The sequence below is a fragment of the Desmonostoc vinosum genome (assembly GCF_059505385.1).
Window position 1 is genome coordinate 1 of record NZ_JCACKM010000097.1, and the last position, 26,410, is coordinate 26,410.

Annotated in this window: 21 protein-coding genes, 2 pseudogenes and 1 CRISPR repeat array; of the genes and pseudogenes, 13 read left to right on the forward strand and 10 right to left on the reverse strand. The window is 42.2% G+C overall.

Features of this window, described 5'->3' with window-relative positions; genetic code table 11:
* Positions 1 to 200 precede the first annotated feature (200 nt).
* Positions 201 to 1,319: a DNA replication/repair protein RecF gene (gene recF, locus AC5JMF_RS16110; RefSeq protein ID WP_495796758.1), complete on the forward strand. Its 1,119-nt coding sequence runs from the start codon at positions 201 to 203 to the stop codon at positions 1,317 to 1,319.
* 134 nt (positions 1,320 to 1,453) lie between these two features.
* Here recF and AC5JMF_RS16115 read toward each other — a convergent pair whose 3' ends face one another.
* A complete protein-coding gene (locus AC5JMF_RS16115) occupies positions 1,454 to 2,281 on the reverse strand; it encodes a carbohydrate ABC transporter permease (RefSeq protein WP_495796739.1) in 828 nt (275 codons plus the stop codon).
* A gap of 189 nt (positions 2,282 to 2,470) precedes the next feature.
* Here AC5JMF_RS16115 and AC5JMF_RS16120 point away from each other — a divergent pair, with 189 nt between their 5' ends.
* The 5 genes from AC5JMF_RS16120 to folE all read left to right on the forward strand — a co-directional run bounded on the left by AC5JMF_RS16120 (position 2,471) and on the right by folE (position 7,953).
* A complete protein-coding gene (locus tag AC5JMF_RS16120) occupies positions 2,471 to 3,169 on the forward strand; it encodes an aldehyde oxygenase (deformylating) (RefSeq protein ID WP_495796740.1) in 699 nt (232 codons plus the stop codon).
* Positions 3,170 to 3,521: 352 nt separating this feature from the next.
* A complete protein-coding gene (locus AC5JMF_RS16125; RefSeq protein ID WP_495796741.1) occupies positions 3,522 to 4,541 on the forward strand; it encodes a long-chain acyl-[acyl-carrier-protein] reductase in 1,020 nt (339 codons plus the stop codon).
* Positions 4,542 to 4,748: 207 nt separating this feature from the next.
* Positions 4,749 to 5,729, forward strand: coding sequence for an acetyl-CoA carboxylase carboxyltransferase subunit alpha (locus AC5JMF_RS16130; RefSeq protein WP_495796742.1), 981 nt, complete (start codon positions 4,749 to 4,751; stop codon positions 5,727 to 5,729).
* 548 nt (positions 5,730 to 6,277) lie between these two features.
* On the forward strand, positions 6,278 to 7,003 hold the full coding sequence (locus AC5JMF_RS16135; RefSeq protein WP_495796743.1) for an SDR family oxidoreductase: 726 nt from the start codon (positions 6,278 to 6,280) through the stop codon (positions 7,001 to 7,003).
* Between the two features lie 242 nt (positions 7,004 to 7,245).
* Positions 7,246 to 7,953 (forward strand): GTP cyclohydrolase I FolE, encoded by a 708-nt coding sequence (gene folE, locus AC5JMF_RS16140; protein ID WP_495796744.1) that lies wholly within the window; start codon positions 7,246 to 7,248, stop codon positions 7,951 to 7,953.
* A gap of 54 nt (positions 7,954 to 8,007) precedes the next feature.
* Here folE and AC5JMF_RS16145 read toward each other — a convergent pair whose 3' ends face one another.
* Entirely contained in the window at positions 8,008 to 8,658 is a 651-nt protein-coding gene (locus AC5JMF_RS16145) for a phosphoribosylanthranilate isomerase (RefSeq protein ID WP_495796745.1), read from the reverse strand.
* A gap of 129 nt (positions 8,659 to 8,787) precedes the next feature.
* On the opposite strand from AC5JMF_RS16145, the gene psaK reads away from it, so the two are divergent.
* Positions 8,788 to 9,039 carry a photosystem I reaction center subunit PsaK gene (gene psaK / locus AC5JMF_RS16150; RefSeq protein WP_495796746.1) on the forward strand — a complete coding sequence of 84 codons (252 nt, stop codon included), beginning with the start codon at positions 8,788 to 8,790 and terminating at the stop codon, positions 9,037 to 9,039.
* A gap of 295 nt (positions 9,040 to 9,334) precedes the next feature.
* Positions 9,335 to 10,531, forward strand: a complete 1,197-nt coding sequence (locus tag AC5JMF_RS16155; protein ID WP_495796747.1) for a site-2 protease family protein — start codon at positions 9,335 to 9,337, stop codon at positions 10,529 to 10,531.
* A gap of 324 nt (positions 10,532 to 10,855) precedes the next feature.
* Here AC5JMF_RS16155 and AC5JMF_RS16160 read toward each other — a convergent pair whose 3' ends face one another.
* Positions 10,856 to 10,999, reverse strand: coding sequence for a hypothetical protein (locus tag AC5JMF_RS16160; protein WP_495796748.1), 144 nt, complete (start codon positions 10,997 to 10,999; stop codon positions 10,856 to 10,858).
* Between the two features lie 312 nt (positions 11,000 to 11,311).
* Here AC5JMF_RS16160 and AC5JMF_RS16165 point away from each other — a divergent pair, with 312 nt between their 5' ends.
* Positions 11,312 to 11,491, forward strand: coding sequence for a high light inducible protein (locus tag AC5JMF_RS16165; RefSeq protein WP_495796749.1), 180 nt, complete (start codon positions 11,312 to 11,314; stop codon positions 11,489 to 11,491).
* A 67-nt stretch (positions 11,492 to 11,558) separates the two neighbouring features.
* Here AC5JMF_RS16165 and AC5JMF_RS16170 read toward each other — a convergent pair whose 3' ends face one another.
* The 3 genes and pseudogenes from AC5JMF_RS16170 to AC5JMF_RS16180 all read right to left on the reverse strand — a co-directional run bounded on the left by AC5JMF_RS16170 (position 11,559) and on the right by AC5JMF_RS16180 (position 15,747).
* The gene (locus AC5JMF_RS16170; RefSeq protein WP_495796750.1) at positions 11,559 to 11,855 is read right to left on the reverse strand and encodes a hypothetical protein; all 297 of its coding nucleotides are present in this window, start codon (positions 11,853 to 11,855) and stop codon (positions 11,559 to 11,561) included.
* A 550-nt stretch (positions 11,856 to 12,405) separates the two neighbouring features.
* Positions 12,406 to 14,619: pseudogene (gene glgP / locus AC5JMF_RS16175) on the reverse strand (alpha-glucan family phosphorylase).
* 669 nt (positions 14,620 to 15,288) lie between these two features.
* On the reverse strand, positions 15,289 to 15,747 hold the full coding sequence (locus AC5JMF_RS16180; protein ID WP_495796751.1) for an MgtC/SapB family protein: 459 nt from the start codon (positions 15,745 to 15,747) through the stop codon (positions 15,289 to 15,291).
* 507 nt (positions 15,748 to 16,254) lie between these two features.
* On the opposite strand from AC5JMF_RS16180, the gene AC5JMF_RS16185 reads away from it, so the two are divergent.
* Together AC5JMF_RS16185 and AC5JMF_RS16190 are read left to right on the forward strand one after the other, a co-directional pair.
* A complete protein-coding gene (locus AC5JMF_RS16185) occupies positions 16,255 to 18,627 on the forward strand; it encodes a putative PEP-binding protein (RefSeq protein ID WP_495796752.1) in 2,373 nt (790 codons plus the stop codon).
* Positions 18,628 to 18,654: 27 nt separating this feature from the next.
* Positions 18,655 to 18,897, forward strand: a complete 243-nt coding sequence (locus AC5JMF_RS16190) for a hypothetical protein (RefSeq protein ID WP_495796753.1) — start codon at positions 18,655 to 18,657, stop codon at positions 18,895 to 18,897.
* 7 nt (positions 18,898 to 18,904) lie between these two features.
* A CRISPR array of direct repeats spans positions 18,905 to 19,307; the repeat unit is 38 nt; unit sequence GGTTTCAATCCCTAATAGGGATTTGGGTTGGTTAAAAC.
* A gap of 4 nt (positions 19,308 to 19,311) precedes the next feature.
* Here the strand turns inward: AC5JMF_RS16190 and AC5JMF_RS16195 are convergent.
* A pseudogene (locus AC5JMF_RS16195) lies at positions 19,312 to 19,479 on the reverse strand (IS66 family transposase); the annotation flags it as partial.
* 104 nt (positions 19,480 to 19,583) lie between these two features.
* Here AC5JMF_RS16195 and AC5JMF_RS16200 point away from each other — a divergent pair.
* Entirely contained in the window at positions 19,584 to 20,402 is an 819-nt protein-coding gene (locus AC5JMF_RS16200) for a hypothetical protein (protein WP_495796754.1), read from the forward strand.
* 63 nt (positions 20,403 to 20,465) lie between these two features.
* Here AC5JMF_RS16200 and AC5JMF_RS16205 read toward each other — a convergent pair whose 3' ends face one another.
* The 3 genes from AC5JMF_RS16205 to AC5JMF_RS16215 all read right to left on the reverse strand — a co-directional run bounded on the left by AC5JMF_RS16205 (position 20,466) and on the right by AC5JMF_RS16215 (position 25,621).
* Positions 20,466 to 21,782, reverse strand: coding sequence for a hypothetical protein (locus tag AC5JMF_RS16205; protein WP_495796755.1), 1,317 nt, complete (start codon positions 21,780 to 21,782; stop codon positions 20,466 to 20,468).
* Between the two features lie 52 nt (positions 21,783 to 21,834).
* On the reverse strand, positions 21,835 to 22,539 hold the full coding sequence (locus tag AC5JMF_RS16210) for a hypothetical protein (RefSeq protein ID WP_495796759.1): 705 nt from the start codon (positions 22,537 to 22,539) through the stop codon (positions 21,835 to 21,837).
* A gap of 1,294 nt (positions 22,540 to 23,833) precedes the next feature.
* On the reverse strand, positions 23,834 to 25,621 hold the full coding sequence (locus AC5JMF_RS16215; RefSeq protein ID WP_495796756.1) for a fatty acyl-AMP ligase: 1,788 nt from the start codon (positions 25,619 to 25,621) through the stop codon (positions 23,834 to 23,836).
* A gap of 196 nt (positions 25,622 to 25,817) precedes the next feature.
* Here AC5JMF_RS16215 and AC5JMF_RS16220 point away from each other — a divergent pair, with 196 nt between their 5' ends.
* Positions 25,818 to 26,333: a sterol desaturase family protein gene (locus tag AC5JMF_RS16220; RefSeq protein WP_495796757.1), complete on the forward strand. Its 516-nt coding sequence runs from the start codon at positions 25,818 to 25,820 to the stop codon at positions 26,331 to 26,333.
* Positions 26,334 to 26,410 lie beyond the last annotated feature (77 nt).

The following is a 26,410-nucleotide window of genomic DNA, read 5'->3' on the forward strand; positions in this document are numbered from 1 at the left end:
ACTGGGGATTGGGGACTGGGGATTGGGGACTGGGGATTGGGGACTGGGGACTGGGGACTGGGAAATTGATTATTCTCCGCGTCCCCGCGTCCCCCTCATCCCCCTCATCCCCCTCATCCCCCTCATCCCCCTCATCCCCTCATCCCCCTCATCCCCCTCATCCCCCTCATCCCCCTCATCCCCTCTACTCCCCACTCCCTATGTACCTCAAAACTCTACAGCTCAGGCAGTTCCGCAATTACATAGACCAAAGGGTTGAGTTTAATGCTGCCAAAACAATTTTGGTAGGTAACAATGCTCAGGGGAAGTCAAATTTATTGGAGGCGGTAGAGCTGCTGGCCACATTGCGATCGCACCGCATGGCACGCGATCGCGATTTAGTCCGCGAGGGAGAACCAATAGCCCAAATTAATGCTATTCTAGAGCGACAAAATGGCGATAGTGACCTCAGCTTGACTCTCCGCCGTAATGGTCGCCGCAGCATTGCTCTCAACGGTGAGTTTGTCCGCCGTCAAATGGACTTTCTCGGTGTTCTTAATGCAGTAGAATTTTCCAGCCTGGATTTAGAATTAGTGCGCGGCGGCCCCGAAGGTCGCCGCAACTGGTTAGATACCCTTTTAATTCAACTGGAACCTGTTTATGCCTACATTTTGCAGCAGTATAATCAGGTACTACGGCAACGCAATGCCTATTTAAAAAAAAATCAAGAATCACCACTTAGCACTCAGAATTCAGAACTGGCTTTGTGGGATGCACAGTTAGCAACTACAGGAACAAGGGTAATTAGACGACGCGATCGCGCCATCCAACGATTGGCCCCCATCGCCAACACTTGGCACACCAACATCAGTGGTAGCACTGAAGTTTTGCAGATTAAGTATACACCGAGCATTCCTTTAGAGCAAAACCATCCTGAAGAAGTGCAGCAAGCTTTCCTAGTAAAAATTCAGCAGCGGATTGCCGCAGAGTTACATCAAGGCACAACTCTAGTTGGCCCCCACCGCGACGAAATTGAATTAACTATCAATCAAACACCCGCTCGTCAATACGGTTCTCAAGGTCAGCAACGAACCCTAGTTCTAGCCTTAAAATTAGCAGAATTACAACTAATCGAAGAAGTCGTTAAAGAGCCACCTTTACTATTACTTGATGATGTTCTTGCCGAACTAGATCCATCCCGCCAAAATCAATTGCTAGATGCCATTCAAGACCGTTTTCAGACTTTAATTACCACCACTCATTTAGGTTCTTTCGATTCCCAGTGGTTAAAATCCTCACAAATTCTCTTTGTGAAAGCAGGGGAAATATCACCAGGTTAGGGACTGGGGACTGGGGACTGGGGATTGGGGACTGGGGACTGGGGAATTGATTATTCTCCGTGTCCCCGCGTCCCCGCGTCCCCGCGTCTCCCTCATCCCCGCGTCTCCCTCATCCCTCTCATCCCCACTCCCCACTAATTCTTAATCCCCGTCGCCGCAATACCCCGAATAAACTGGCGTTGACCAATTAAAAACAATATCATCACAGGAACCGTTGTAATTGTTACTGCTGCCATGAGCAAAGGCCAATTATTCGTAAATTGTTCTTGAAATTCTGCTAACGCTAGCTGTACTGTCCGTAATTCTGGACGTGTTGTAAATACTAGTGGTTTAAATAAATCATTCCACTCCGCAATAAAAGTGAACAAAAACAGTGTTACCAAAGCCGGACGCGCTAAAGGTAACATCACTCGCCATAAAATCTGTAATCTGTTTGCCCCGTCTATTGTTGCGGCTTCTTCTAACTCTACGGGAATTGTCTGGAAATATTGACGTAACAAAAAAATGCCAAAGCCGTTGACAGCAGTTGGTAAAATTAATGCTCCGTAAGTGTTAATCAGGTTTCCCCATTTCAATACCAAAAATATCGGAATCACCAACAACTGAAAAGGTATTACCAAGGTTGCTAAGACAACCAGTAGCAGCGCTTGCCGGCCTCGAAATTTTAATCGCGCTAAAGCGTAACCTGCTAATGCCGAAGTAATCATCTGAAACGCCGTGACAGCGATCGCTACCAAGGTAGAATTAGCAAACGCCAGCAAAAATTTACCCCGTTGCCATGCATCGTGGTAATTAGCTAAAGACCATTGATTTTGTGGCAAAATTGCTGGAGTCGCACCCGCAGGTGCAAAGGAGGTTAAAAAAACCACAAGTAACGGTAGTAGTACAATCAACGCTCCCAGTAATAGTACTACTAGACTAAAAAAGTCGCTAGATTTCTGATTCCAGTTGAATTTAAACATAAGTTGATCTGCAAAGCCTTGTTTTTTACTACTAAAGCATCTAGAGCATCACCCCCAGCAACAGCTAATCTATAAAATAGTGACTTGTTAAGTTAAATTAAACCACAGTCATTGTTACTCTAAATTCAGAGAGTCAATCTAACTCTGGTATTAAATAATTCCATTCAGGTTTACAGGAGTAAACAGACTATGCAGCAGCTTGCAGACCAATTTGAAAAAGTTGATTTTCAGAGCGAAAAATACAAAGATGCCTATAGCCGGATTAATGCGATCGTAATTGAAGGGGAACAAGAAGCCCATGAGAATTACATCAAACTGGCCCAACTGCTGCCGGAACACCAAGATGAACTAATTCGCTTATCTAAGATGGAAAGTCGCCATAAGAAAGGATTTGAAGCTTGTGGGCGCAACTTAAAAGTAACACCAGATATGCAATTTGCTCAGCAGTTCTTCTTGGGATTACATCAAAACTTTCAAGCCGCTGCCGCTGAAGGTAAAGTAGTTACTTGCTTGTTAATTCAGTCCCTAATTATTGAATGTTTTGCGATCGCAGCATACAACATTTACATCCCTGTAGCTGATGACTTCGCCCGCAAAATTACTGAAGGAGTAGTAAAAGACGAATACAGCCACCTCAACTTTGGAGAAGTTTGGTTAAAAGCACACTTTACAGAATCCAAAGCAGAACTAGAGGAAGCCAATCGTCAAAACCTGCCTATCGTCTGGAGAATGCTCAACAAAGTTGAAGATGACGCCCATAGCTTAGCAATGGCAAAAGACGCTCTAGTAGAAGATTTCATGATTCAGTACGGTGAAGCATTAAGTAACATCGGCTTCACAACTCGCGACATCATGCGCTTGTCAGCCTACGGACTCACAGCAGCTTAAATCAATTCGCAATTCGCAATTCGCAATTCGCAATTACGTTTTGTGATAGCGAAGCGTTAGCGACGTAGGAACGTCTGGGGATTTAAACCCCGATACTAAAGGTTTTGTCCCTACCGGTAGGGAACTTAAACCCCCAAACTTGGTTAAAAAAGTTATGAGTTATGAGTGCTGAGTGCTGAGTACAGAGTTTTGAGTTATGAGTCATGAGTGATGAGTATTAAGTGCTTAGTTGTAAGTTAAAAATTCTTTCCTCATCTCCCTCATCTCCCTCATCTCCCCCACTCCCCACTCCCCACTCCCCATCCCCTAAACTTCACGCTCTCGAGGCAACACAAGCCTAATACATCACCACATGTTTGGTCTAATTGGACATCTGACTAGTTTAGAACACGCTCAAGCAGTAGCTCACGAATTGGGATTCCCAGAATACGCCGATCAAGGGCTAGATTTTTGGTGCAGCGCCCCGCCACAAATTGTCGATAACATCACTGTCACTAGTGTGACTGGGCAGAAAATTGAAGGGCGATACGTAGAATCCTGTTTTTTACCAGAGATGTTGGCTACTCGCCGCATCAAAGCAGCGACGCGTAAAGTACTCAACGCCATGGCACATGCTCAAAAACATGGTATTAACATTACAGCTTTAGGCGGATTTTCTTCGATTATTTTTGAGAACTTTAAGTTGGAGCAGTTTAGCCAAGTTCGCAATATCAAACTAGAGTTTGAACGCTTTACTACAGGAAATACTCACACTGCCTATATTATCTGTCGGCAGGTAGAGGAAGCCTCAAAACAACTGGGAATAGAACTCAAAAATGCAACCGTTGCAGTATGCGGGGCAACTGGAGATATTGGCAGTGCCATAACACGCTGGCTAGATGCAAAAACAGATGTCAAAGAACTCCTTTTGATAGCCCGCAACCAAGAACGTCTCAAAGAGTTACAAGACGAACTAGGGCGCGGCAAAATCATGGATTTGAGTGAAGCACTACCCCAAGCTGACATTGTGGTTTGGGTGGCTAGTATGCCTAAAGGTGTAGAAATTGACCCCACTACGTTAAAGCAACCTTGTTTATTAATTGATGGTGGCTATCCTAAAAACTTAGCAACGAAAATTCAACATCCTGGCGTATTCGTGTTAAATGGTGGAATAGTAGAGCATTCACTTGATATTGACTGGAAAATTATGAAAATAGTCAATATGGATGTCCCCGCACGTCAATTATTTGCTTGTTTCGCCGAATCAATGCTGCTGGAATTTGAGAAGTTATACACGAACTTTTCGTGGGGACGCAATCAGATTACCGTAGACAAAATGGAGCAGATTGGTCAGGTGTCAGTTAAGCACGGATTTAGACCATTGTTGGTTTAGTCATTAGTCCTTGGTCATTAGTCATTGGTCAATTGTGATTTGCAAAGGGCAAAAAGCAAAAGACAAAGCGCAAAGTCTGGGCGCTGGCTTCCAGCGATGCCTACGGCAACGTCTCCGACGAACAGAACTTTGTAACAGAGGACAACTGACAAAGGACAACTGAACAAAGGACAGATAACTTATAACTCATAATTCATAACCCCTACGATGGCAACTACCGAGCGTAAACCGCTACTGTTGGATTTTGAAAAACCTCTAGCAGAACTTGCAACTCGAATTGAACAGATTCGGCAACTTGCGGAAGAGAATGGCGTCGATGTTTCTGGTCAAATTCATCAACTCGAAACGCGTGCCATGCAACTGCGTGAGGAAATTTTCAGTAGTTTATCACCGGCTCAGCGACTGCAAGTTGCTCGACATCCCCGCCGTCCTAGTACTCTTGATTACATCCAGTCTATCAGTGATGAATGGATGGAGTTGCATGGCGATCGCAGTGGAACTGATGATCCTGCTTTAATTGGTGGTGTCGGTCGTCTAGGCGGTCAACCAGTCGTCATGTTAGGCCAGCAAAAAGGACGTGATACCAAGGACAATATTGCCCGGAACTTCGGTATGGCTGCTCCTGGTGGTTATCGTAAAGCAATGCGGTTGATGGAACACGCTAATAGATTTTCCATGCCGATTTTAACTTTTATCGATACACCAGGCGCTTTGGCGACAGTGGCAGCCGAAAACCAAGGTGCAGGCGAAGCGATCGCTTATAATCTCCGAGAAATGTTCTGTCTTGATGTACCAATTATTTGTACGGTCATCGGTGAAGCCAGTTCTGGCGGCGCACTTGGTATTGGTGTTGGCGATCGCATCTTGATGTTTGAACACGCCATTTACACTGTTATTAGCCCCGAAGGCTGTGCCGCTATCTTATGGAAAGATGCCAGCAAAGCCCCCCAAGCAGCCGTGGCCTTAAAAATTATTTCCTCTGACCTCAAAAACCTGGGAATTATTGACCAAATCTTACCCGAACCCATAGGTGGCGCTCACTCCGACCCCCTCAAGACCGCTACCACTCTCAAGCAAGCGCTGTTGGCTAATTTGGATGAACTCAACCGTTTAACAGTACCAGAACGCCGTCAACTACGTTACGAAAAATTCCGTAAAATGGGCGTTTTCACTGAAGTTGCTCATTAATATTTTCAGTGAATACTCTTGATTAGCTCAACAGCAATGCTATAATTGCCTATGGCGCTTAAAGATTTTTAACAATCTTATCAGCCATAGGCATTTGTATATTTAGCAAATCTACTCAATTTGAGTGAAGAGGATTGAATACCGGAGATTGCATTTCCTACTGAAAACCCTGGCAGAGCAAAAAGGCTTTGCTAAATATTGAGCTGTCTTTTCGGTCTTTAATATCCAATTCCAAGCTTCAAGGTGGCTATTTCCCTATCAACTTCTAACTTGGTTAAGGACTCTTTACTGCGAAAATCGAGTGGTTTGTATAATATTCAGTAATCATCAGTAATTACTTTGAGTAGACAACATACATCCCCAGATGACCACTTTCTTACTTTCGCTGGAGAAACGCTTGCTTTGCATACATACTATGACATCGAAGCTTAGCAGTTGTCGAAAAAAAATTACCTGATTTTAAGATTCTTTTAATCTATCCAAACCAACAGGTGTGAATAATTGGGTGGAAGTAAGCTTAAGGAACTGCCAAAAAATTGGGAGATACCATGAGTGTTGAGCGAAAACGGCACGCCCTAATTACTGGGGCGAGTAGTGGAATTGGCAAAGCAACGGCTTTAGCATTTGCGAAGGCGGGAGTAGATGTCGCCTTGGTCAGCCGTTCTTTGGATAAACTAGAGGCGGTTGCAGAAGCTGCAAAGCTAGCTGGGGTACAAGCCAAAGCTTACGCCGTAGATTTAGCTAGTCTTTCCCAAGTGCAAAAACAGATAGAAGCGATCGCCCTTGACTTGGGTGATGTAGACATTTTAGTTAACAATGCTGGCATAGGTTACACAGCTACCTTAAGTGCTACCCCCCTAGAGGACTGGCAACAGGTAATTAATTTAAACCTCACTAGTGTACTTGAGTGCATCAAAGGAGTATTGCCAAGAATGCGCGATCGGGGTATTGGCACAATTATTAACGTTGCCTCGATTGCAGCCAAGCAACCCTTTCATAGTTGGGGGGCATACAATGTCAGCAAAGCTGGTCTCATAGCTCTTTCTCAAACCCTATCACAAGAAGAACGCCCCTACGGAATTCGTGTGACTGCGATTTGTCCTGGTGCTGTCAATACCGAACTTTGGGACACAGAAACCGTCCATGCCAACTTTGACCGCTCAAAAATGTTAACCCCAGAAATTGTTGCTCAGTCAATTCTTTACACCGCCCTACTACCTAAAGAAGCGGTTATTGATGAATTGACCCTGATGCCCAGCGGCGGCGTCCTCTAAAGAATCCTTCTTCTTTCCTCCTGCCTCCTACCTTATTTGTAATTCGTAGTTCGTAATTCACAATCAATTTAGGATACAAACCCCTCAGTAAATTGACGGAAAAAAACCAATGTTTTCCTTGTTTCAAGCCCCCAAATTCATCTTTGGGGCAATTACGAGTTACGTTAGCGTAGCGGTAGCGACGTAGGAGCGTCATTATCAATTACGAATTATCTCGACCAAATCATAACCAAGACGACATCATGACTATCGCTAGTTCCAACGGTTCTAATCGTTTTCAATCGCCTTTAATTCCCGACTTGTCAGAAGCCATCAGTGCCAGACCAGATCGCAACACCCACGATGGACGGCAAGCAGATCTGTTTCAGCCAAAAGAGGAACAGATGGAAGCAATGATGGACGCTGTAAGAACAATCATATTAGGCGTAGGAGAAGATCCTGAACGCGAAGGACTGCTCAAAACACCCAAGCGAGTAGCTGAGGCTATGCGGTTTCTTACCGGCGGCTACAATCAATCTTTAGAAGAACTCGTCAACGGTGCCATCTTTGATGAAGGGCACAACGAGATGGTGTTAGTCCGAGATATTAATTTCTTTAGCCTGTGCGAACATCATATGCTGCCATTTATGGGTAGGGCACATGTTGCTTACATTCCCAATCAAAAAGTTGTGGGCTTGAGTAAGCTAGCGCGGATTGTTGAAATGTATTCCCGTCGCTTGCAAGTACAGGAAAGGCTAACCCGCCAAATAGCCGAAGCAATCCAGACCATTTTAGAACCTCAAGGCGTTGCTGTAGTAATGGAAGCTGCCCATATGTGCATGGTGATGCGAGGCGTCCAAAAGCCGGGTTCTTGGACTGTTACTAGTGCCATGCTGGGTGTGTTTCAAGAAGAACAAAAAACCCGCGAAGAATTTTTTAACTTGATTCGTCATCAAGCAGCGTTCTTTTAGGTTAGGGAATGGGGAATTGGGAATGGGGAATGGGGATTTGTCATTTATTATTGATTATTCACCGCGTCCCCGCGTCTCCCCACTCCCTAACTGCTGAAACAACCTAGCTACCTTATTTAGATCCTTATCTCCTGGTATATGTTCTACGCCACTAGATAAATCGATACCAGTAGGATTAACTTGACTGAGAGCTTCTAAAATATTGTCTGGGGTTAATCCTCCAGCTAAAAGCCAAGGCAAACTTGGATTAAATTGCTTTAACATTGACCAGTCTAAAGTTTGACCTGTGCCACCTAGTTGTTGAGGATGATAGGCGTCTAGTAACAATGTGTCTACGTGTTGAGTATAATTAGCTGCTTGATGGAGTTGTTCGAGATTGCGAATTCTCAAGGCTCTAATAATTTCGATGTTGGGCAGAGATTGCCGTAATTGCTGACAAAATTCTAATGATTCATCTCCATGTAACTGAACACCAGTCAACCCAGAAGCAAGAACTATTTGGCTGATGTCAGAGATGGTAGTGTTGGCAAAAACACCTATTTTGTCAATCTTGTTTGGCAGTACTGCAATTGCTGCTTGAATTTGCGATATGGTCACGTAGCGAGGTGAAGTTGGCACACAAATAAATCCTAGCGTCGTTGCACCCAGAGAAGCGATCGCCCTTGACTGTTGTGGTTGAGTGATACCGCAAATCTTAACTCGCATTTAAATCTCAACTATAGGAACAAATACTTAATAAAGTATAAATTATGCCAAAAATGTTTGGTTTGCCTTTAGTAATTTTATAATTTTGTAGGTCTAAATTTCTTTTTTCGCTTAGGAGACAAAAGTTTGATGTTATCTACCTTACTAGCAGTTGCTGCATCTGTTCCTCCAACACCTGTATGGAGTCCAACAGTGGCAATCATTATCAGTATCAGCAGCATAGTAGTTCTTTTGTTCAGCACCAAAATTGAAAAACCTCAAGTTGGCCCCAAATTACCTGTACTACCCGTCAGCATTCCTACATTCATTGGTGCAATGGCTTTAGGTCATGTTATCGGTATTGGCATTGTTTTAGGGCTAACTAACATCGGTCGCCTGTAGAACTGATCAGGATGAGGGGGATGAGGGGGATGAGGGGGAAGACGCGGAGAGAGTGAGACGCGGGGACGCGGAGAAATTTTCATTTACATTCACCGCGTCCCCGCGTCCTCTTGATTCCCAATTCCCCCTACATGCACTTTTGCTCACTAGCAGTAATTGTCTATTCTATTAAATTAGGGATTTCGCACCTCGGCGTTTGTAATTGATGCGTCAAATGTATGTGCATATAAATTTATATTTATCAGCCAGATGTAGTGTAGATGCTGCTGGCAATAGCTAATTTTAGGACAATGTAATGCAAACAAATTGGAAAATAGGGTCTTTATTTGGCATTCCCTTGTTTTTAGACCCGTTGTGGTTTGTGATTTTAGGGCTGGCAACCCTCAACTTTGGGGTAGCTTACCAGGAATGGGGGACTGTTATTGCTTGGAGCGCTGGTATTGTGATGGCGCTGTTGCTTTTTGGTTCAGTGTTATTGCACGAGTTAGGTCACAGTTTGGTAGCTCGATCGCAAGGTATTAAAGTTAACTCGATTACGCTGTTTTTGTTTGGTGGTATTGCGGCAATCGAAGAAGAATCGAAAACTCCAGGCAAAGCGTTTCAAGTAGCAATCGCTGGGCCTTTGGTAAGTATTGGACTATTTTGTGTGCTGCGTCTGGGAGTATATGTTTTACCTGATACTAGTCCAATCAGTGTCATGGTTGGGGATTTGGCGCGGATTAACTTAGTGGTGGCTCTATTTAACTTAATTCCCGGCTTACCTCTAGATGGCGGACAAGTGTTAAAAGCGGCACTATGGCAAGTAACAGGCGATCGCTTTCAAGCTGTACATTGGGCTGCAAGGGCTGGACAAATTTTAGGCTATGGTGCGATCGCTCTAGGGTTTGTTGTAGATTTTTTAACCAGAGAGTTAGTTATTGGTTTATGGATTGCGTTGTTGGGTTGGTTTGGTGTCCGTAACGCTAATAGCTATGACCGGATTACCACATTACAAGAAAGTCTGCTCAAATTATTAGCCACCAATGCGATGACTCGTGACTTTCGGGTAGTTGATGCTGACCAAACTTTGCGTGCTTTTGCCGATTTATATCTCTTAGAAGCTAACCCTTCACAAGTATATTTTGCTGCCTCCGATGGTCGTTACCGGGGTATGGTTTCTATTGATGATTTACGCTCAATTGAAAGGAGTCAATGGGAAATCCAAACTCTACACAGTATTGTGCATCCTTTAACAGAAATACCCACTGTCGCTGAATCAACTTCTTTGGCAGAGGTAATTAATAAACTAGACAATGAGCAATTACCTCGAATTACAGTGCTTTCGCCTGCTAGTGCTGTGGCGGGTGTAATTGACCGGGGAGATATTGTTAAAGTGTTGGCACAAACATTAAGTTTACGAATCACAGATGCTGAAATTAAGCGCATCAAAGAGGAGGGTAGTTATCCGCCAGGGTTGCAGCTGGGTATTATAGCGAAGTCAACCACTAATTGAAAGGTGTAGCATTTTGTCACAACTTCGTCATACTTTTGTAATAAATGCGTCAAAATCTTGTGCGATATTTGATTCGGTATTTGGTTACAAAATGCTTTTTTTGGGTTTAAGGTAGGGTTTCCTACCTTTTCTCACTCATCAGCAGGTATGGAATTCCCCGTAGTCGGGGCTTATGGCAGCCTCCTAAGTAGCACAGTAGAGGGAGACTACGGAGTCTCAGGGTCGCTGTGAATCCTCGTAGCTTCAGCCGTGGGGAGAATGTCAAAATCTAGAATATTTATTGAGTCAAGGCGTCATTAAGTTGAGTGGCTAACACGATCTGAACTACATTAAAGCTAGAACGTTTGGCTCAGCCAATTTATTGATGAGGTTAAGGAGAAATTGAAAATTAAAGCGTTGGATATCAAAGCCGGCGATCGCATCGTTGCCTACTGCAAAAACAAAAGGCAAATCTGCAAAGTGAAACAAATTTTAGATCCTGGTCAGACCAGTATCACGCTTTCAGTATTTACAACTGAATATTACCGTGGCTGCTCAGTCTCGTGTATAGTCAGGTTTCAAGGCGACGCTTTAGTTGAATTAGTTAGCTAAAGCTTTGCTCAACTTCACCAAAATTATCAGCCTACTAATGATGTGCCCCTGCGGCGGACAGCATACTCTTTTTACACCCCAGCCTTAATTGAAAAATTGCCACTTAAGTTCAAGTTACATTTTCGTAAATATCTGTTACATTACTTTACATTCTGTAACTGTGACAACACAATATCTGGAGTTTTACTCATGACAGGTTTCAACAACCCTACACCTCCTGTTCTAGATGCTCGCAATGCTTTGCGTCCCCGGTTCACTCCTCAAAGTGAAAATTGGAACGGTCGCTTTGCAATGATAGGTTTTTTATCTGTCGTTTTAATTGAAGTTCTTTCAGGACAAGGTTTCCTGCATTTCTGGGGCATTTTGTAAATTAATGTAGGCTTTTTATTGCCTTCACTCACTTAAAATTAATGCTCGTTTCTAGATGAACCGAGTATTAATTTTGTTCAACAGCAGTTGTGTTGCTTTCCTGAATATTACTCAAACAAAAATCTATGTGCGAACGGATAGCCCGTTCATAAACTATAGTTTGCTTTGTGCGTATCCCTACTGGCTGATATATTAATTTAATTTCGGGAAATTCACCTATACACATCAAAAAAACGTCTTTGCTAGGAGTAGTAATTTCATAATTATTCTCTTGTTTTTTCTTTCGGAATCTGCAATTATTTAGTTTTAATTTTTCTCTAAATAATTTTTCAAAATCTAGAATTAAATTTGAAGTATTACTCATGATTTTTCACATTTAATGCATGACTTGGGTAAATACTATATTTTTATTTACTATTTACCTAAGAATGACAATTTAATTACCTGCTTTCAGAGTATAACAGTTCAAGGGAATTTAATTGCTTAAAATTATTTTTCTTTTATCAACAAAATAAAAGTATGCAGAATAGGAACTATTTTTGATTCTGGATAAAACTTAGAGGAAACAACTGAAACTTTGATTTAGTAACCTTTTGAGCAACTGTACAATGATCTAAATCGTCATCTTAAGCTTGTCACCAATGGGTATCAGCTAAAAAAATTTGCTGCTCAAGTTTTTTTAGTTGATATTGCGATCGCATCTTACAATTATTTGCAAATCATTGAACTACATTAATTACAGGAAAATACGGATAAAAAATAGGGAATAGGAAAATTCCCCATTCCTCACAAGTGTAGGTTTTTCGCATTCAATCCGAAAAAGCCTATTTTTCCGTTCCGAAATCTTTCTTTGCGTCAATCAAAACGCCAAATATTAAAAACCTACACCTGTCAGATTCCCCATTCTCTAATTGTTAAAGCAGAACCTTAGCTAAAATCGGTTCCACACGGCTAGCAATCTCTGGGACATACACCTGTGAAACATAGTCGGCAATCATCCTATCTGTGTTGAACAGGGGTGCATTTGTTTTAATCGACTCTTTCATCATTTTCACCCAACGGTGGGGTACACCTTGAGCATCTTGGTCGTAGTATAGAGGAACAATTTCCTCCTCCAAGAGTTGGTAAAGCGATCGCGAGTCAATCCGGTCTTGTAATTCTTGGTCACTAGTATTTGCATCTTCACCAATGGCCCACCCATTAATTCCCTTGCCGTTGGCATCAGCTTTATAGCCTTCGCACCACCAGCCATCCAGGACGCTGCAATTAATACCGCCGTTAAAGCAAACTTTTTGTCCACTCGTACCAGACGCCTCCAAAGGACGCCGGGGATTATTTAACCAAACATCTACACCTTGCACCAATTTTTGACCAGTTTAAATATCGTAGTCTTCAATAAAAGCGACTCGGTTGATAATGCCTGAATTATGGCACCATTCCATCAAGCGTTGAATAATTCGCTTACCTTCTTCATCGGCTGGGTGGGCTTTACCTGCAAAGATAATCTGTACTGGCCGTGAAGCATTACCAAAAATCTTTAACGCCCGTTCAGCATCGCGTAAAATTAAATCGCCGCGTTTGTAAGGGCTAAAGCGCCTAGCAAATCCAATAGTCAATACGTTGGGGTCGAGTAGAGTTTCACTCGCATGGATAAGTTCATGATTTTCGCCACGCAACTCCCGCGATTTTTTGACTTTATAACGAGTGTAGGCAATTAGGCGTTCTTTGAGTACTTGATGTCGCCACCACAGTTCCTCATCTGGAATTTCGTCCACTTTTGCCCACATCTTAGGATCAACTGCACGAGTTTTCCAATCTTCTGCTAAATACTGACTATATAAGTCAGCCAACAAAGGTGCAGTCCAAGTTGGTGCGTGTACACCATTGGTGATATACCCGATTGGTACTTTGTCTTCTGTGCGTTGGGGATAGAGAACTGTCCACATTTTGCGAGAGACTTGACCGTGTAATTCGCTGACACCATTGCAAGCCCGAGACATCCGCAATGCTAAAACCGTCATCCCAAAGGGTTCCCAAGGATCGCCTAATCGCCTTGCACCCAATGCTAAAAATTGTTCGCGGGAAAGTCGCAATTGCTGCCAGTATTGAGCAAAATACGAGTCAATTAAATCAGGTGAAAAGACATCGTGACCGGCGGGAACTGGGGTATGGGTGGTAAAGACGCAACTATTCCGCACCGTGGCTTCAACATCATAGAAGGATTTACCGCTACGTTCCATTTCTAGGCGGGCAATTTCCAAGGTACAGAATGCGGCGTGGCCTTCGTTGAGGTGATAAACAGCAGGTTGAATTCCCAAAGCTTGCAGTGCGCGTACACCACCAATTCCTAAGACGACTTCTTGGGCAATGCGGGTTTCTTGATTGCCACCGTATAGGTGTCCAGTTAACCAGCGGTCGATGGGATCGTTGTCGTTGCGATCGCTATCTAATAAATATAAACTCACCCGTCCTACTTGCACTCGCCAAATTTGCACTTTTACCCGGCGATGGCGAATGTCTAACTGAATGGTTAACGGTTCCCCTTGTTGATTTTTGATCAACTCTATGGGCATCCGATGGAAGATATTATCTATATAGTAATCTTCTTGCCATCCATGACGGTTTAGGCGCTGACGAAAGTAGCCTTGGCGATACAGCAAGCCAATTCCTACTAAGGGTACACCTAAATCTGATGATGATTTTAAGTGATCCCCCGCCAATATCCCCAAGCCGCCAGAGTAAACGGGTAGGGATTCATGGATACCAAATTCAGCACAAAAGTAGGCGATGGGACGATCACGCGAAACTTGCGGTGCAACTCGACTTACCCAAGTATCTTGCTGTGCCATGTATTCGTCAAACTCACGCGTTAAGGCGGAAATCTGCTTGAGGTAAGATGGATCTTCTGCTAGCTGCGTCAGACGTTCATAGCTTGCCGACTCTAAAATTGCTACGGCGTTATGTCCACAGCGTTCCCATTCTTGGGGATCGATAGTTTGAAATAACGCGATGCGATCGCCACTCCAACTCCACCAATAGTTATAAGCCAAATCTGCCAACCGCTTGAGTACAAAAGGTAATTTTTCACTCAAGCGTAGTGCTGCGGTGCTTGCACTGCTATTAGCCATATTCATCTACGCCTTCTCATCACTAAACGTTGGGGACTGGGGAACTCGGGGCCCGCACTCCCTCCAGGAGTGGGGATTAAGGGTAATGGGAATTGGGGAAGATGAGGGGGATGAGAGGAACGCAAAGACGCAAAGAAAAAATCAATGATTAATGACAATTCCCAATTCCCAATTCCCAATTCCCAGTTACTTGCTGCTTCAGGTTTACTACACCAGAGTCTTTATTTTGCGAACTCTCCCCTGAAGTTTGAGCAACTTATTGACATTCAATTTAATCCCAGTTGATGGTTTTTATTGTTTTGTCTTGTTAAAGATTATGCCTGTTTTTGGTCGGCTTTGATACTTTTTTATATCAAGTTCATTGACATTATCTTAAAATATCTCTTTTGTTATTAATATTATTTAACAAATATCAATAACTAATCATAATCCTATTGCAAAGGCAACAGAGAACAGTTTTTCTATTTGCTGTTACCTATTTCGATGCATAACAATAAGATCAAGTAAATCCCCAACACAAAACTTAATTACGAATTACGTTAGCGTTAGCGAAGCGGTAGCGTTAGCGAGTCATCGAGCGTCGGTACGAGCGTCGCGTCATTACGAATTACGTTAGCGTAGCGTTAGCGAGTCCTCGAGCGTCATTACGAATTACGAATTACGAATTATTTAATTATGTCTTATCAACTTTTTAAACAGGTTGAGAACTACAAAAGTTAGCAGCGCACCAATTAGCCCTACTTGCCATAAACCACATCCAGCAGCAACACCTAAAGCAGCCGATACCCAAATAGCCGCAGCTGATGTCAATCCTCTGATTTCCATGTGTTGCGATTGTTGGGAAGACTCACGGACAATTTCTCCAGCGCCAAGAAATCCCACACCTGCTGCAATACCCTGAATTACACGGCTAAGAGGATCAAGATGAGATTCTACTAGTCCACTTGCTAAAGGTATAACAGTGAATATGGCTGAACCAAGACTTACTAGCATGTGGGTTCTTAAACCAGCTGGTTTATGTCTAACTTCTCGCTCTAAACCAATTATTGCTCCAATAAGCAAAGCAGTACCCAGTCTGATGCTAATATTTAGCCAATCATTACTTGAAAGGTAGTAAGTAGTGGACAATGCTAATTCTAAATATAATAGGTAGTCTAATATAATAGCTTAAAAAGGAATTTGTTTGTCAAAATATACTGAGAATGGCACAATCTTTTTTTTAATTCGAGTTAAACACGCAAAACTAAGCTATTTACAATCTCGTAGTCTAGCAATTCAATTTTAATAGGTAAAAAAACGAACCATATTTAGATGTATTCGCGTAGCGTCTCATAGAGAAGCAGCTTCCCGTAGAGTAGAAGCAGAGAACAGGGAGGATAAGAAAACAGATCAGGCAGCAATATGACTTTGAAGCTTGTTAAACAAGTATTTTAACCTTAAAGACTATTAACTGAGGAAATTTTACCTCAAATTGCTAAATTTAATCATACACTCAATAATTAAATAGAATATCACTAAATGCACAACATGATTGAACCGCTGAACCTCTTATTTTCAATAAGAGACACTAATAAAGAGAATTTGCTCCACCATCGCACCGACTGACAACTGACAACTGACAACTAAACAAATTGAGTGGATAAACTCTACTGGCTAGATCAAATTAAACTACAAGACCGCACCAAAGTAGGTGACAAAGCGTTTTACTTGAGCAGAATCATCCAGCATGGTTATCCCGTGGTACCTGGTTTTGTAGTTTCGGCGGAAATTTTGCAACAATTTTTAGAAACGCTCAATAGTTCAGAGTCATTAATCGCTGATTTACCTCATTCTTCGCTGCACCTAGATGTAGCTAATTGGCGTCAACTCCAGCAAGTGGCTGGCCGCTTACGTCGGGAAATTCTCTCTGGAACTATACCACTAGAGTGGGTGAATACAATTTTCAACGCAGCTCAACAATGGCAAGCTGATGGCTTGATTTTTCGGCCTACTCTGGCGGTATCGTCAAATTTCCCAGGAATGGAGAAAGTATCGGGGTTGTTGGAGTCAGTATTTTGTAGCTATAATCAGCACGCGATCGCTCAAGCATTAAAGACTACATGGAGTCAACTATTTCGCGCCAGAAGCTTATTATATTGGCAACGAGCAGGGATTGACCTGCAACAAATTAATTTGGCGGTGTTGGTGCAACCTGTAGAGAATGCGATCGCCAGTGGTTTATTAAATGCCAACTCCTCTGGGTGGGAAATCGAAGCGACATGGGGCTTAGGAGTAGCGATTACCTATGGCGAAGTCCTGCCAGACGTTTACTATATTCAAAAGGAGACTGGAGTTGTATTAGAGCAACAGCTAGGCAATAAAATGCTGGCTTATCGAGTTGAAAATACAGCATCTTTGTCAAACTCAGTACTAACGCCAAATACAACTTGTTTGGCTACCTATTTACTCACAGAAGCTCAACAAAAACAGTCCGCTTTATCAGAAGAATATCTCCAACAAGTAATTAATCTAGGAAATCAACTAGCAACAGAACTAGGTAAAACCTTCACTATTAAATGGACTATTGTCCAGCAAGCTTCCTCTGCCAAACTTTATCTGACGCAAGTTAGCTTTCCCCAACTAGCACCCAATTTATACTTTATCAAAGGATTAGGGGCTAGTCGGGGACGTGTCATTGCGATCGCTCATGTCATCAGTTCACCCCTCAAGCCAGAACAACTACCTAAAGGAGTGATTTTAGTAGTACCAAATATCACACCTGATTGGCTACCTTTATTGCAACAAGTTAGTGGTATTATCACAGAATATGGAGGATTAACCAGTCACGCTGCAATTCTGGCTAGAGAATTGGGAATCGCAGCAGTAGTAAGTGCAACATCTGCTACAACCCTCATTCAAACTGGGGAACGGCTATTAGTAGATGGCGAAAGGGGAGAGGTTTATCGCATTAGAGAAAACGGGGAAGATTGGGAGAGTGAAAGAGTGGAAGATTGGGAAATTAGCACAGTAAAAGAGAAACAGAGGGAGAGAGGGGCAAACAGTTCTCTTTCTCCTCATCACTCCATAGCTGTAACTCCTCATCCTGCCGTAACTCTGCATCTACCTGTGATTGCTACTCAATTACTGGTTAACTTGAGTCAGCCCAGCTTGATAGAGCAAGTGCAAAATCTACCTGTGGATGGTGTAGGATTGTTGCGCTCAGAACTCATGATATTAACTATACTCGAAGGGCAACATCCCAATAGTTGGCTTTTAAGCGGGCGTCAGGCAGAATTATTAGAGCGTTGGTCTGAGCAAATTATGCAATTTGCTCGTGCTTTCGCACCACGACCAGTTTTTTATCGATCTTTAGATTGGCGATCGCCAGATCTACCATCATTGAGTGATAGTTTCAAATCTGCATCACAATCGATGTTAGGTGAACGCGGTACCTTCAGCTACTTACGAAATCCCGCAGTATTTGAATTAGAATTAAAAGCCTTAGCAACTGTACAGCAAGCTGGATACAGCAATATCCATCTGCTATTACCTTTTGTGCGGACTGTGGAAGAGTTTACCTTTTGCCGTCGCAAAGTTGAGCAAGCAGGGTTAACCGAAGTCTCACAATTTCAACTGTGGATTATGGCAGAAGTGCCAAGTGTCCTATTTTTAATGACAGAATACATCAAAGCAGGTGTAGCTGGGATTTCGATTGGTACTAACGACCTAACCCAACTATTACTAGGAGTAGACCGCGAACAAGGACAGCTAGCTGGGGTGTTTGATGAGCGTCATCCAGCAGTTATGGGTGCGATCGCCAAACTCATTGAAATAGCCAAAAACGCAGGTATTCCTTGTTCAATCTGCGGCCAAGCACCAGCCTTTTATCCAGAAATCATCGATAAATTAGTGCAATGGGGCATAACTTCCATTTCCGTCGAACCAGAAGCAGTAGGGCGCACATATCAAGCGATCGCCCGTGCCGAACAACGTTTAATCTTAGCAGCAGCACGCGATCGTCTAGTGTAGGTAGTTCAAGAAAAATATTTTGGGATTATGGTTCAAACAATACAGGCTAAAGAAATTACTCTGCTCGAATTAGAAACCAACTTGGAACTGCAATTAGTTGAGGATGAGCAATTTTTGAGAGAATGGCAAGATAACTTACCAGAAATTACCGACTCCCAAAAACAACAACTCGATCGAGTTAAGGCAAGTTATGCCAATTTGCTAAAGTATCCTCCCTTGCTGGAAAACACCGTCAAAATGGTGTTGTCTCCCTTGTGGAATTTAGCATAAAAGGGCGTGTTTCAATCCCTAATAGGGATTTGGGTTGATTAAAACTGTAGTGATATATTCTTATCAGCGTCCCCAGAGTACTTTCGTTTCAGTCCCTAATAGGGATTTTGGTTGATTAAAACTCAGGATTACAAAAGAGGTGATGTTGTTCCTTTGCAGGTTTCAATCCCTAATAGGGATTTTGGTTGATTAAAACCTTATAGTCTACAAGTGTCTCTAACGCCGCTAGGTTTCAATCCCTAATAGGGATTTGGGTTGGTTAAAACCAATGTCTGCGTTGTTCTTCAGCACGATGTTGTGGTTTCAATCCCTAATAGGGATTTGGGTTGGTTAAAACTCCCAGGACGAAAGCGATCGCGCCATATTTGAGCAGGTTTCAATCCCTAATAGGGATTTGGGTTGGTTAAAACTTTGTTCTTCTAATAGCCATTGTCCTAAATCGGCTACTTCCTTATCTAATGCCTGCGTTAAAGCAATCGCTTTGCGGATAAGATGAGCCAAACAATGTTGGCGTTTCGGGTAATTACTGTAGGCTCCGTAACCATCGGTAACTAACCATCCCACAAATGCCTCAGTGACCAGAGGAGAAACACAATTTTATCTGGGAACAATTTCTTCTACCCAAACTTAATGAGAATCAGATAAGCAGAGAATTAATAATAGAGTTTAAAGAGAAGCTGTTGAATATGGCGATGGATGCAAACAAATATAACTTTCAAGGAGTTGTTGATCATTTAAAAACATTAGAAAAACAGAGAAAAGAGATGGCGGTGCCTTTGAGTGAAAGAAGCTCACCGCCAAAATTACCATCTCTATCCTCCAATATTCCGCAATTAGGAGAAAAAGAAAAGCATAGTACGTCAACATATAAGCGTGTGGAAGATGGGGAAGCTACGGATGAAACTTTTAATTCAGACAGCTATACAAAAGGGCCTGCGAAAAGAAGAAGAAATGATGAAAACCCTACAACCCCCAAGGGAGAGGAAACACAAGATTGGAATACCGAAGGGGTCAAAAAAAGCATTCAAGCCTGGTCTTGTAAAATTCCTTTAGCACGTCATCTTGCAGGTCATGTATGGCCATATTTAAATAACACTAAAGAAGGTAAAAAGTGGGAACTAAAGTTCAGAGAGATTGATCGCCTGATCGACTTTAGAGATAATGAAAAACAAAGTAGTAGTCTTACGATTATTCGCAAAACTGATAAGCAACAGATGAAAATTCTGGATCGAAAAGATTACACGTTCAAGGCCAGGCAGAAACTTAAGGAGGCTGTACTCCGTGGAGAAAAGCATCCCGCAGACCAACAGGATGTTCTGTTTTACGATATGCTGCTAAAAGATGATGTTGAGCAAGGGTGGCAAAATACGGAAAGTAATATGTTCGAGTTGGATGCAAGATATGAAGCAGCTGGGGCTGGACTCTCAATGATTCTTACGCATTGGCGACCTATTCTTTTCTTCGACTGGATACTCGCGGAAGATGTTTTTAATAACGCCTCTTAGTGATTGCTGTAATTCCCACTGTTCTTTGAGCAACGCCAAATATTAAAAACCTACGCCTGTCAGCTACTCTCCACTCCCTACTTTCAACTTCATAGAGCGCTGTTTATAACGAAGTATACATAAAACCAGAACTAGCAATACAAGTGCTTTCATCACTGATGGTTCAACTACCTTCTTCACTTCTGGTGGAGTTGGCCCACCACCGGGGTTACAAGGGACTTCAATCACCTGGCCGCCGTTGCTACTACCGTTACCATTGGTAAGACAGTCATTAGGGTTCGGCTGTCCTGAAGTACCTGGCGAATCATTATTAGCAACAGGTACAGATTGCGGATTGGAAGGATTATCTGAGGAATTGTTTGAGGAATTGTCTCCAAGTAAGAGGAAAGGGAGAGCTAAAATAGGCAGTCCAAATAATGGCCAGAGTGGAAAAGCATCGGCACTACCCGGCGCTAAGATATCCCCTACAGATGCTACGGGAGTATCAAGACCTAGCTCTTCTCCGCCCAATACTACTGGTTCATCACTAACTAAGATGTCTCCTGGGATACCCTCTGTGGTTATCTGACTTAATTCTTGGGGTACTCCATTGATGGGGCGTCCGAGTAAGCCGCCATCTTCTGAATATGGATAGGATAATAGTTCAAAAATGCTCTGTTGGAGTTGGTTGTTGTTTCCAGAATTTAAGGCATCCAACCCTGTAGAAAGTCTACTTAAATAAAAACTTTTCATTTCTGGCGACAAATTCAATTGTTGAATTTGCTGCTCTATATTAGGAATTTTGGCAGCTTCAGTGAAAAGTTCGCGTCCATAGGCTAATTTTAAGTTTAGCAATCCGTCCCTTTGGCTAAGCGCGTTCCCAACTCCCGAATATGGTGCCCAAGTAAAATTTCTAGTTACACCTCCTAGCCCTTCTACTGGAGTGCGGCTAATATTCTGCCCCAGAACATATTGATATCCGTCCATAACTTTTGGAGAATCATTTCTCCAAAATGAGGCGTATGGGGCTTTATAAATGTTGGGATTGTTGCCATAATAGCCGGCGAAGTTCTGGAGGTTTTCAGAACCGCCGGCTGCTCGGAGCAATAGGTTTTGATAGTTAGGGCCACCGTTTTGCTCAAGTAATTTCTCTAGTACCGATCCGGTTTTGTTACAGCTAAGACCAAATCCTGTTTCACATCCAGGAATTACCCGCATTTGGTTGAGATTTGGGTTCTGAATTTGGTATTGCAGATACTCTTCTTCGAGTCCTGGCTGGATACCACGATTCCCAACATTTAACTGTGCAGAGGCAGATTGACACACAGCCAGGACTGCGGCTACAGATGAGAAGACGATCGCAATTTTGGGGATATTTCTAAAAGAAGCTTGTTCCGGCATGATAACTCTAATTGATTGTATTTACACGTCTTTCTTACAGGCTGCGATCGCATCAAGTTTTAGATAAATTAATGTTGACTGTGATTGCCGTACCCTTGAGTGTTCCTGTTGAGAGTGTATGATACAAAACCAATGCACGACTTGGTTGGTCAAAAAGAAAACCTCGGCGTGTCGGTTTAATCTTTCCTTGCTTTACTAAGGAAATAAAAGCTTCTAAGTACCTTCGTATACCTTGACTATTTTGTTGGCTTTTACTCATGTGACGCTCAATGAGTAGCATAAAAAAGTCTAAGCTTCGGTTGTCTTGTCCTTCAATCAGAGTGCCTTCATCGAGAAAAGAACTACCGATGATTCTGCCGTTGGTTTCTTGAACTTTAAAAACTGTAAAGTAACGCCCTTCTTTTTTGGGGTCGTTTGCATAACAGGCCCATGAACCATCTTTTTCCTGAGTGAAACCTTGTTCAGCAAGGTACGAAAGCAAAGAGTTACCCGAGGTAGTTTCTGTTTGTGGGGGAGGTAGTAAGCTTTCAACAGGATCTAGAGAGCAGACCCTCGATGTGATTTTTTGTTCTGGCTCAACTGGAGTGGTTTGAGCCGGATCTGTTTGGGGTGGCGGAGTGGTTTGAGCTGGATCTGTTTGGGGTGGCGGAGTGGTTTGAGCTGGGGTAGTTTCTTGAGCGAACGCAACACTAGATATTGCAGCTAATACAAATACTTGGATAATCAATGCTCTCGAAAAATTAAAAATAATATTCATCATTTATTCCTCTTTTTTGTTATCCAGAATTTAAATTATTACTTAATAAATGTTAGGACTAGCATTATAAACTATCAGATGACATCTATTTAACTTACCTTTATGTATTGTTATATATTACCTCGATGCCCAAAACAGAATTCTAGTTAACGGAAAATAGCATGTACTGCATATCAACTGGATGATTTTTGTACTTTTTAGCGATTTTATCAATTATTGGGTCATCCGAACATAATCTTAAAAAGGGTAATATAGTCAAAAACAAAAGCTTTTTTACTTTTGTGTTCTTTGTGCTGTAAGGATCTCAGGCGAAAACTCCAGGGGGTCATTTACTTTTTTAATTTAATATTATGGCGATCGCATCTCCTTCATTCAAAAACAGTTCAAGGCATTTCATATCATGCATCAAAAGGATTTTCAACAATGCTCTTTAGTTCCCGATATCAAAATTTTTACTAGAAACCCCGAATTGTATTCACTTTGCCTCGTTTGGCTTCTTAAGCTAAAACAAGCAAAACTATTAAGTTTTCTATTGTTGGGATGATGATGGTTTTCGGCAACGAAGATTAGTAGATTTTTATATGACTATACAGTCAATTCGGTGATGCCAGTGGTATTAATAAAAGCCGTCTGGGCTACACTTTGGCTCTGGTGTTTACTTCCCTGTATAGGTTGGATAAATTTCTGGTTTGTGGAGGTAGTACACTTAAGTAGCGTTTGTAACATATTTGATGGCTAATGTATAAAAGATATCTTTCCTGGTGCAATAATTCTACCATTAGGTAGTTACATGCACCATATGGACAGTTATAAAAGTTGAACAGTAATCATAGTCAAATCCTTTGGGATGGAACTAAAAAAGAATCCCTTTGTAAATCAAATCAAGTTACTGGCAAAATACCTAGTGATTTACACTGCTATTTAAAAGTTTCAAAAACTACACTTTGAATGCAATATTTACTTACTTAAAGCTTAAGTATTTTTATTGATAAACATTCACCAGCAAACAAAGTTTAACCATATAAGATATATTAATTATTTCTATTAAGGTAAAATTTATAGCATAATAAATTCTTATATACTGATAATATGGGAGATATTTACTTTATCTCTACTAAATAATTTCTTTAAAATAAATTCATGCAGACGATTTTTGATTTTCTTTTGAGATTTTGTAAACTACCACACTGTAGCGTCAGGTCAATGTAGTAGTTAACTTTCAGGTTTTTTGTCACTTTTTTGCCGATTCTTAATCAATCAACAGCGATCGCTCTTTAGCTTATAACCGTCGAACTTACATTAAATTAGTCAAATCAGCAGGGTCTAATCGCTCAGAATCTGGACAATACCATTGTTCAACCAACGCTAATTCACCCGCTAAAAACAAATCTCGACAGCGACGACGTTGTACTTTCCCGCTTGTAGTTTTGGGGAGAGTGCCAGGTTTGATGAGAGCGATCGCATAAACTTCTACCAAATGCTGCATAATAATAGTCTGGCAAATCGCAGTAATTATCTCTGCAATCTGTTCAGAATTTAACTTTCGCATCGCATGGCGATCGACCTCTTGCACAATTACCAATCTCTCCTCTCCTTCCACATTCAGAGAAAAAGCGGCGCTGGTGTTAGTTGATAACGCCGGATGGCTCTTTTGGGAAGTCTGTTCTAAGATTTGAGGATAGAAGTTGCGTCCCCAAAAAATCATAATGTCTTTGAGGCGACCAGTAATAAATAGTTGTTCATTGTGAATAAAACCTAAATCCCCTGTTCTTAGAAAGGGGCCTTGGCCACTATCTGCTAAATAAGCCTGGAAAGTTTGCTCAGTTTCTTGGGGTCGATGCCAATAACTACTACTCAATCCTAGACCTTGCACCCAAATTTCGCCTACACCATCAGATAAACAAGGAGTTAGAGTTTGGGGATTGACGATCATCACCCGGTTTCCCGGCCACGGATAACCGCAGCTGATCACCCTTCGTGCCCCAGTTTGACTTTCTGGTACTATCACAACTCGATTCTGTTCCAAAGCTTGCTCGTCCACAAACTGAATTGCTGATGATTCTTTGAAAGCACCTCCAGAAATCCACAAAGTTGCTTCTGCCATGCCATAGGATAGATAAAATGCTTCTTGTCGAAACCCATAAGGTGCAAATAAAGCTGTAAATTGTTCTAGAGTTTCAGGTCTTATAGGTTCTGCCCCATTTCCGGCGATTTCCCAGCGACTCAAATCCAGGTCTGTTATTTGTTCTGGTTTAACTCTTTGCACGCAGAGATCGTACATAAAATTAGGGCCGCCACTGATGGTTGCTTGATAGGTTGAGATTGCCTTAAGCAAACGACTGGGGTTTTGAAACACTGCTATTGGTGACATTAAAGCAGCATAGCCTCCAGCGTAAAGCGTTTGCATAATGGCAGCGACCAAACCCATGTCATGGGTTAAAGGCAGCCAATTTACTGCTCGAAAGTCAAGAGTGGGAAATTTCTGTTGAAAATTGGCGCAGTTTTCCAACACATTGCCGTGGGTGATTGTCACTGCTTTGGGGATGCCTGTAGAACCAGAAGTGTACTGGAAATATGCGATCGCATCACGATTAATATCTCGTTGCTGGTAATTTGCGGCTTCATCCAATAAAATTCGATCTGTTGCTATCCAAGACAAGTTTTTGCCATCTCTGATTTGATCTGGCCATGCATCTTGTAACTTATCTATAATTGCGGCAGAAGTCAGAACAACATCTACTTGGCACTCTTGGACACGAAAGCTAAAATCTGCCCATTCTGCGGTGTTTTGAGGCGGCTGTGTAGGTATAGCGATCGCCCCCGCATAAAAGCCGCCAAATATAGCCGTGATCAACTCTAAACAGGCATTGAAGGGATAAACTAATAAAACGCGTTGGCCAACAGAAGTCACAGATTGCAGACTAGCAGCAATAGCACGGGCCTGCTCGTCAAGATTTTGATATGTCAGACAACCAGACTCAATTTCTCCATCCTTGAGAAATGTAAAAGCTTGATTATGGGGCTGTTTTTGAGCGCGATCGCTCAAGAGATCAACTAGAGATTTTAAGGAAGAGGATAACACTTGATCAAATTTTTATATTAAATCCAGGCAAAATTATAATAGTGCATCCTCACGCAAAAATGTAGAGCCGGTAACTTCAGTGTTAAAATCCCAAACCAATTTACTTGGAGTCGCGCTCGTCATTTCTAGCCAAGAGAGTATATGACTTCTGTTAAATGATATAAATATTTAATTTCCATCATTATTTACTCATATTATGTTGATTAATATTGCACAGATAACAGTTACTTTTATAGCTGCGTTGGCGATCGCCAGCCTGATTGAATATTGGGGTCATCGCCTGATGCACATATTTCCTAAAATTTGCCGATTTCATGTCGATCACCATCAGGATGGCACAGGACAGGGTGTGGTGCCAGAATTTCGAGATTATATCGTTGGTGGTTTGCCCATCCTATTGTTGACATTTTTGATGCTTCAGCTAGCTGGGGCAAACTGGTACATTAAAATTAGTTGGTTAATTGGTTGTTTAAGCTACTCAGTGTTTGCAGCTTATGCTCATCAACTCCAACATGACAACCCCAAACTTTGTTTCTGGATAGCGATGCCAGTCCACTATGTCCATCACGAATACGATCAGTGGCATCATAACTTTGGTATTGGTGTTGACTGGTGGGATCGAGTCTTTAGAACCTATAAACCTGTAGATTGGCGAACCGACGCTGAGTTAAAAACACAACAGCACGGGTACTTGCAAATTCGTTGGTGGTGAATAGGTAGGGGGGAAGGGGCAGGGCTCTTATGGGTAGGTTTTTTAGATTTCGCGTTTTGGTTGACGCGGGGACGCGG

Coding starts and splice junctions, on each gene's coding strand:
- AC5JMF_RS16205 (WP_495796755.1), bottom strand. CDS start 21,782: ATGCCGGAACAAGCTTCTTTTAGAAATATCCCCAAAATTGCGATCGTC.
- folE (WP_495796744.1), top strand. CDS start 7,246: ATGACTATCGCTAGTTCCAACGGTTCTAATCGTTTTCAATCGCCTTTA.
- AC5JMF_RS16120 (WP_495796740.1), top strand. CDS start 2,471: ATGCAGCAGCTTGCAGACCAATTTGAAAAAGTTGATTTTCAGAGCGAA.
- AC5JMF_RS16135 (WP_495796743.1), top strand. CDS start 6,278: ATGAGTGTTGAGCGAAAACGGCACGCCCTAATTACTGGGGCGAGTAGT.
- AC5JMF_RS16145 (WP_495796745.1), bottom strand. CDS start 8,658: ATGCGAGTTAAGATTTGCGGTATCACTCAACCACAACAGTCAAGGGCG.
- AC5JMF_RS16170 (WP_495796750.1), bottom strand. CDS start 11,855: ATGAGTAATACTTCAAATTTAATTCTAGATTTTGAAAAATTATTTAGA.
- AC5JMF_RS16155 (WP_495796747.1), top strand. CDS start 9,335: ATGCAAACAAATTGGAAAATAGGGTCTTTATTTGGCATTCCCTTGTTT.
- AC5JMF_RS16125 (WP_495796741.1), top strand. CDS start 3,522: ATGTTTGGTCTAATTGGACATCTGACTAGTTTAGAACACGCTCAAGCA.
- AC5JMF_RS16200 (WP_495796754.1), top strand. CDS start 19,584: ATGGCGATGGATGCAAACAAATATAACTTTCAAGGAGTTGTTGATCAT.
- AC5JMF_RS16165 (WP_495796749.1), top strand. CDS start 11,312: ATGACAGGTTTCAACAACCCTACACCTCCTGTTCTAGATGCTCGCAAT.
- AC5JMF_RS16210 (WP_495796759.1), bottom strand. CDS start 22,539: ATGAATATTATTTTTAATTTTTCGAGAGCATTGATTATCCAAGTATTT.
- recF (WP_495796758.1), top strand. CDS start 201: ATGTACCTCAAAACTCTACAGCTCAGGCAGTTCCGCAATTACATAGAC.
- AC5JMF_RS16220 (WP_495796757.1), top strand. CDS start 25,818: ATGTTGATTAATATTGCACAGATAACAGTTACTTTTATAGCTGCGTTG.
- psaK (WP_495796746.1), top strand. CDS start 8,788: ATGTTATCTACCTTACTAGCAGTTGCTGCATCTGTTCCTCCAACACCT.
- AC5JMF_RS16115 (WP_495796739.1), bottom strand. CDS start 2,281: ATGTTTAAATTCAACTGGAATCAGAAATCTAGCGACTTTTTTAGTCTA.
- AC5JMF_RS16130 (WP_495796742.1), top strand. CDS start 4,749: ATGGCAACTACCGAGCGTAAACCGCTACTGTTGGATTTTGAAAAACCT.
- AC5JMF_RS16190 (WP_495796753.1), top strand. CDS start 18,655: ATGGTTCAAACAATACAGGCTAAAGAAATTACTCTGCTCGAATTAGAA.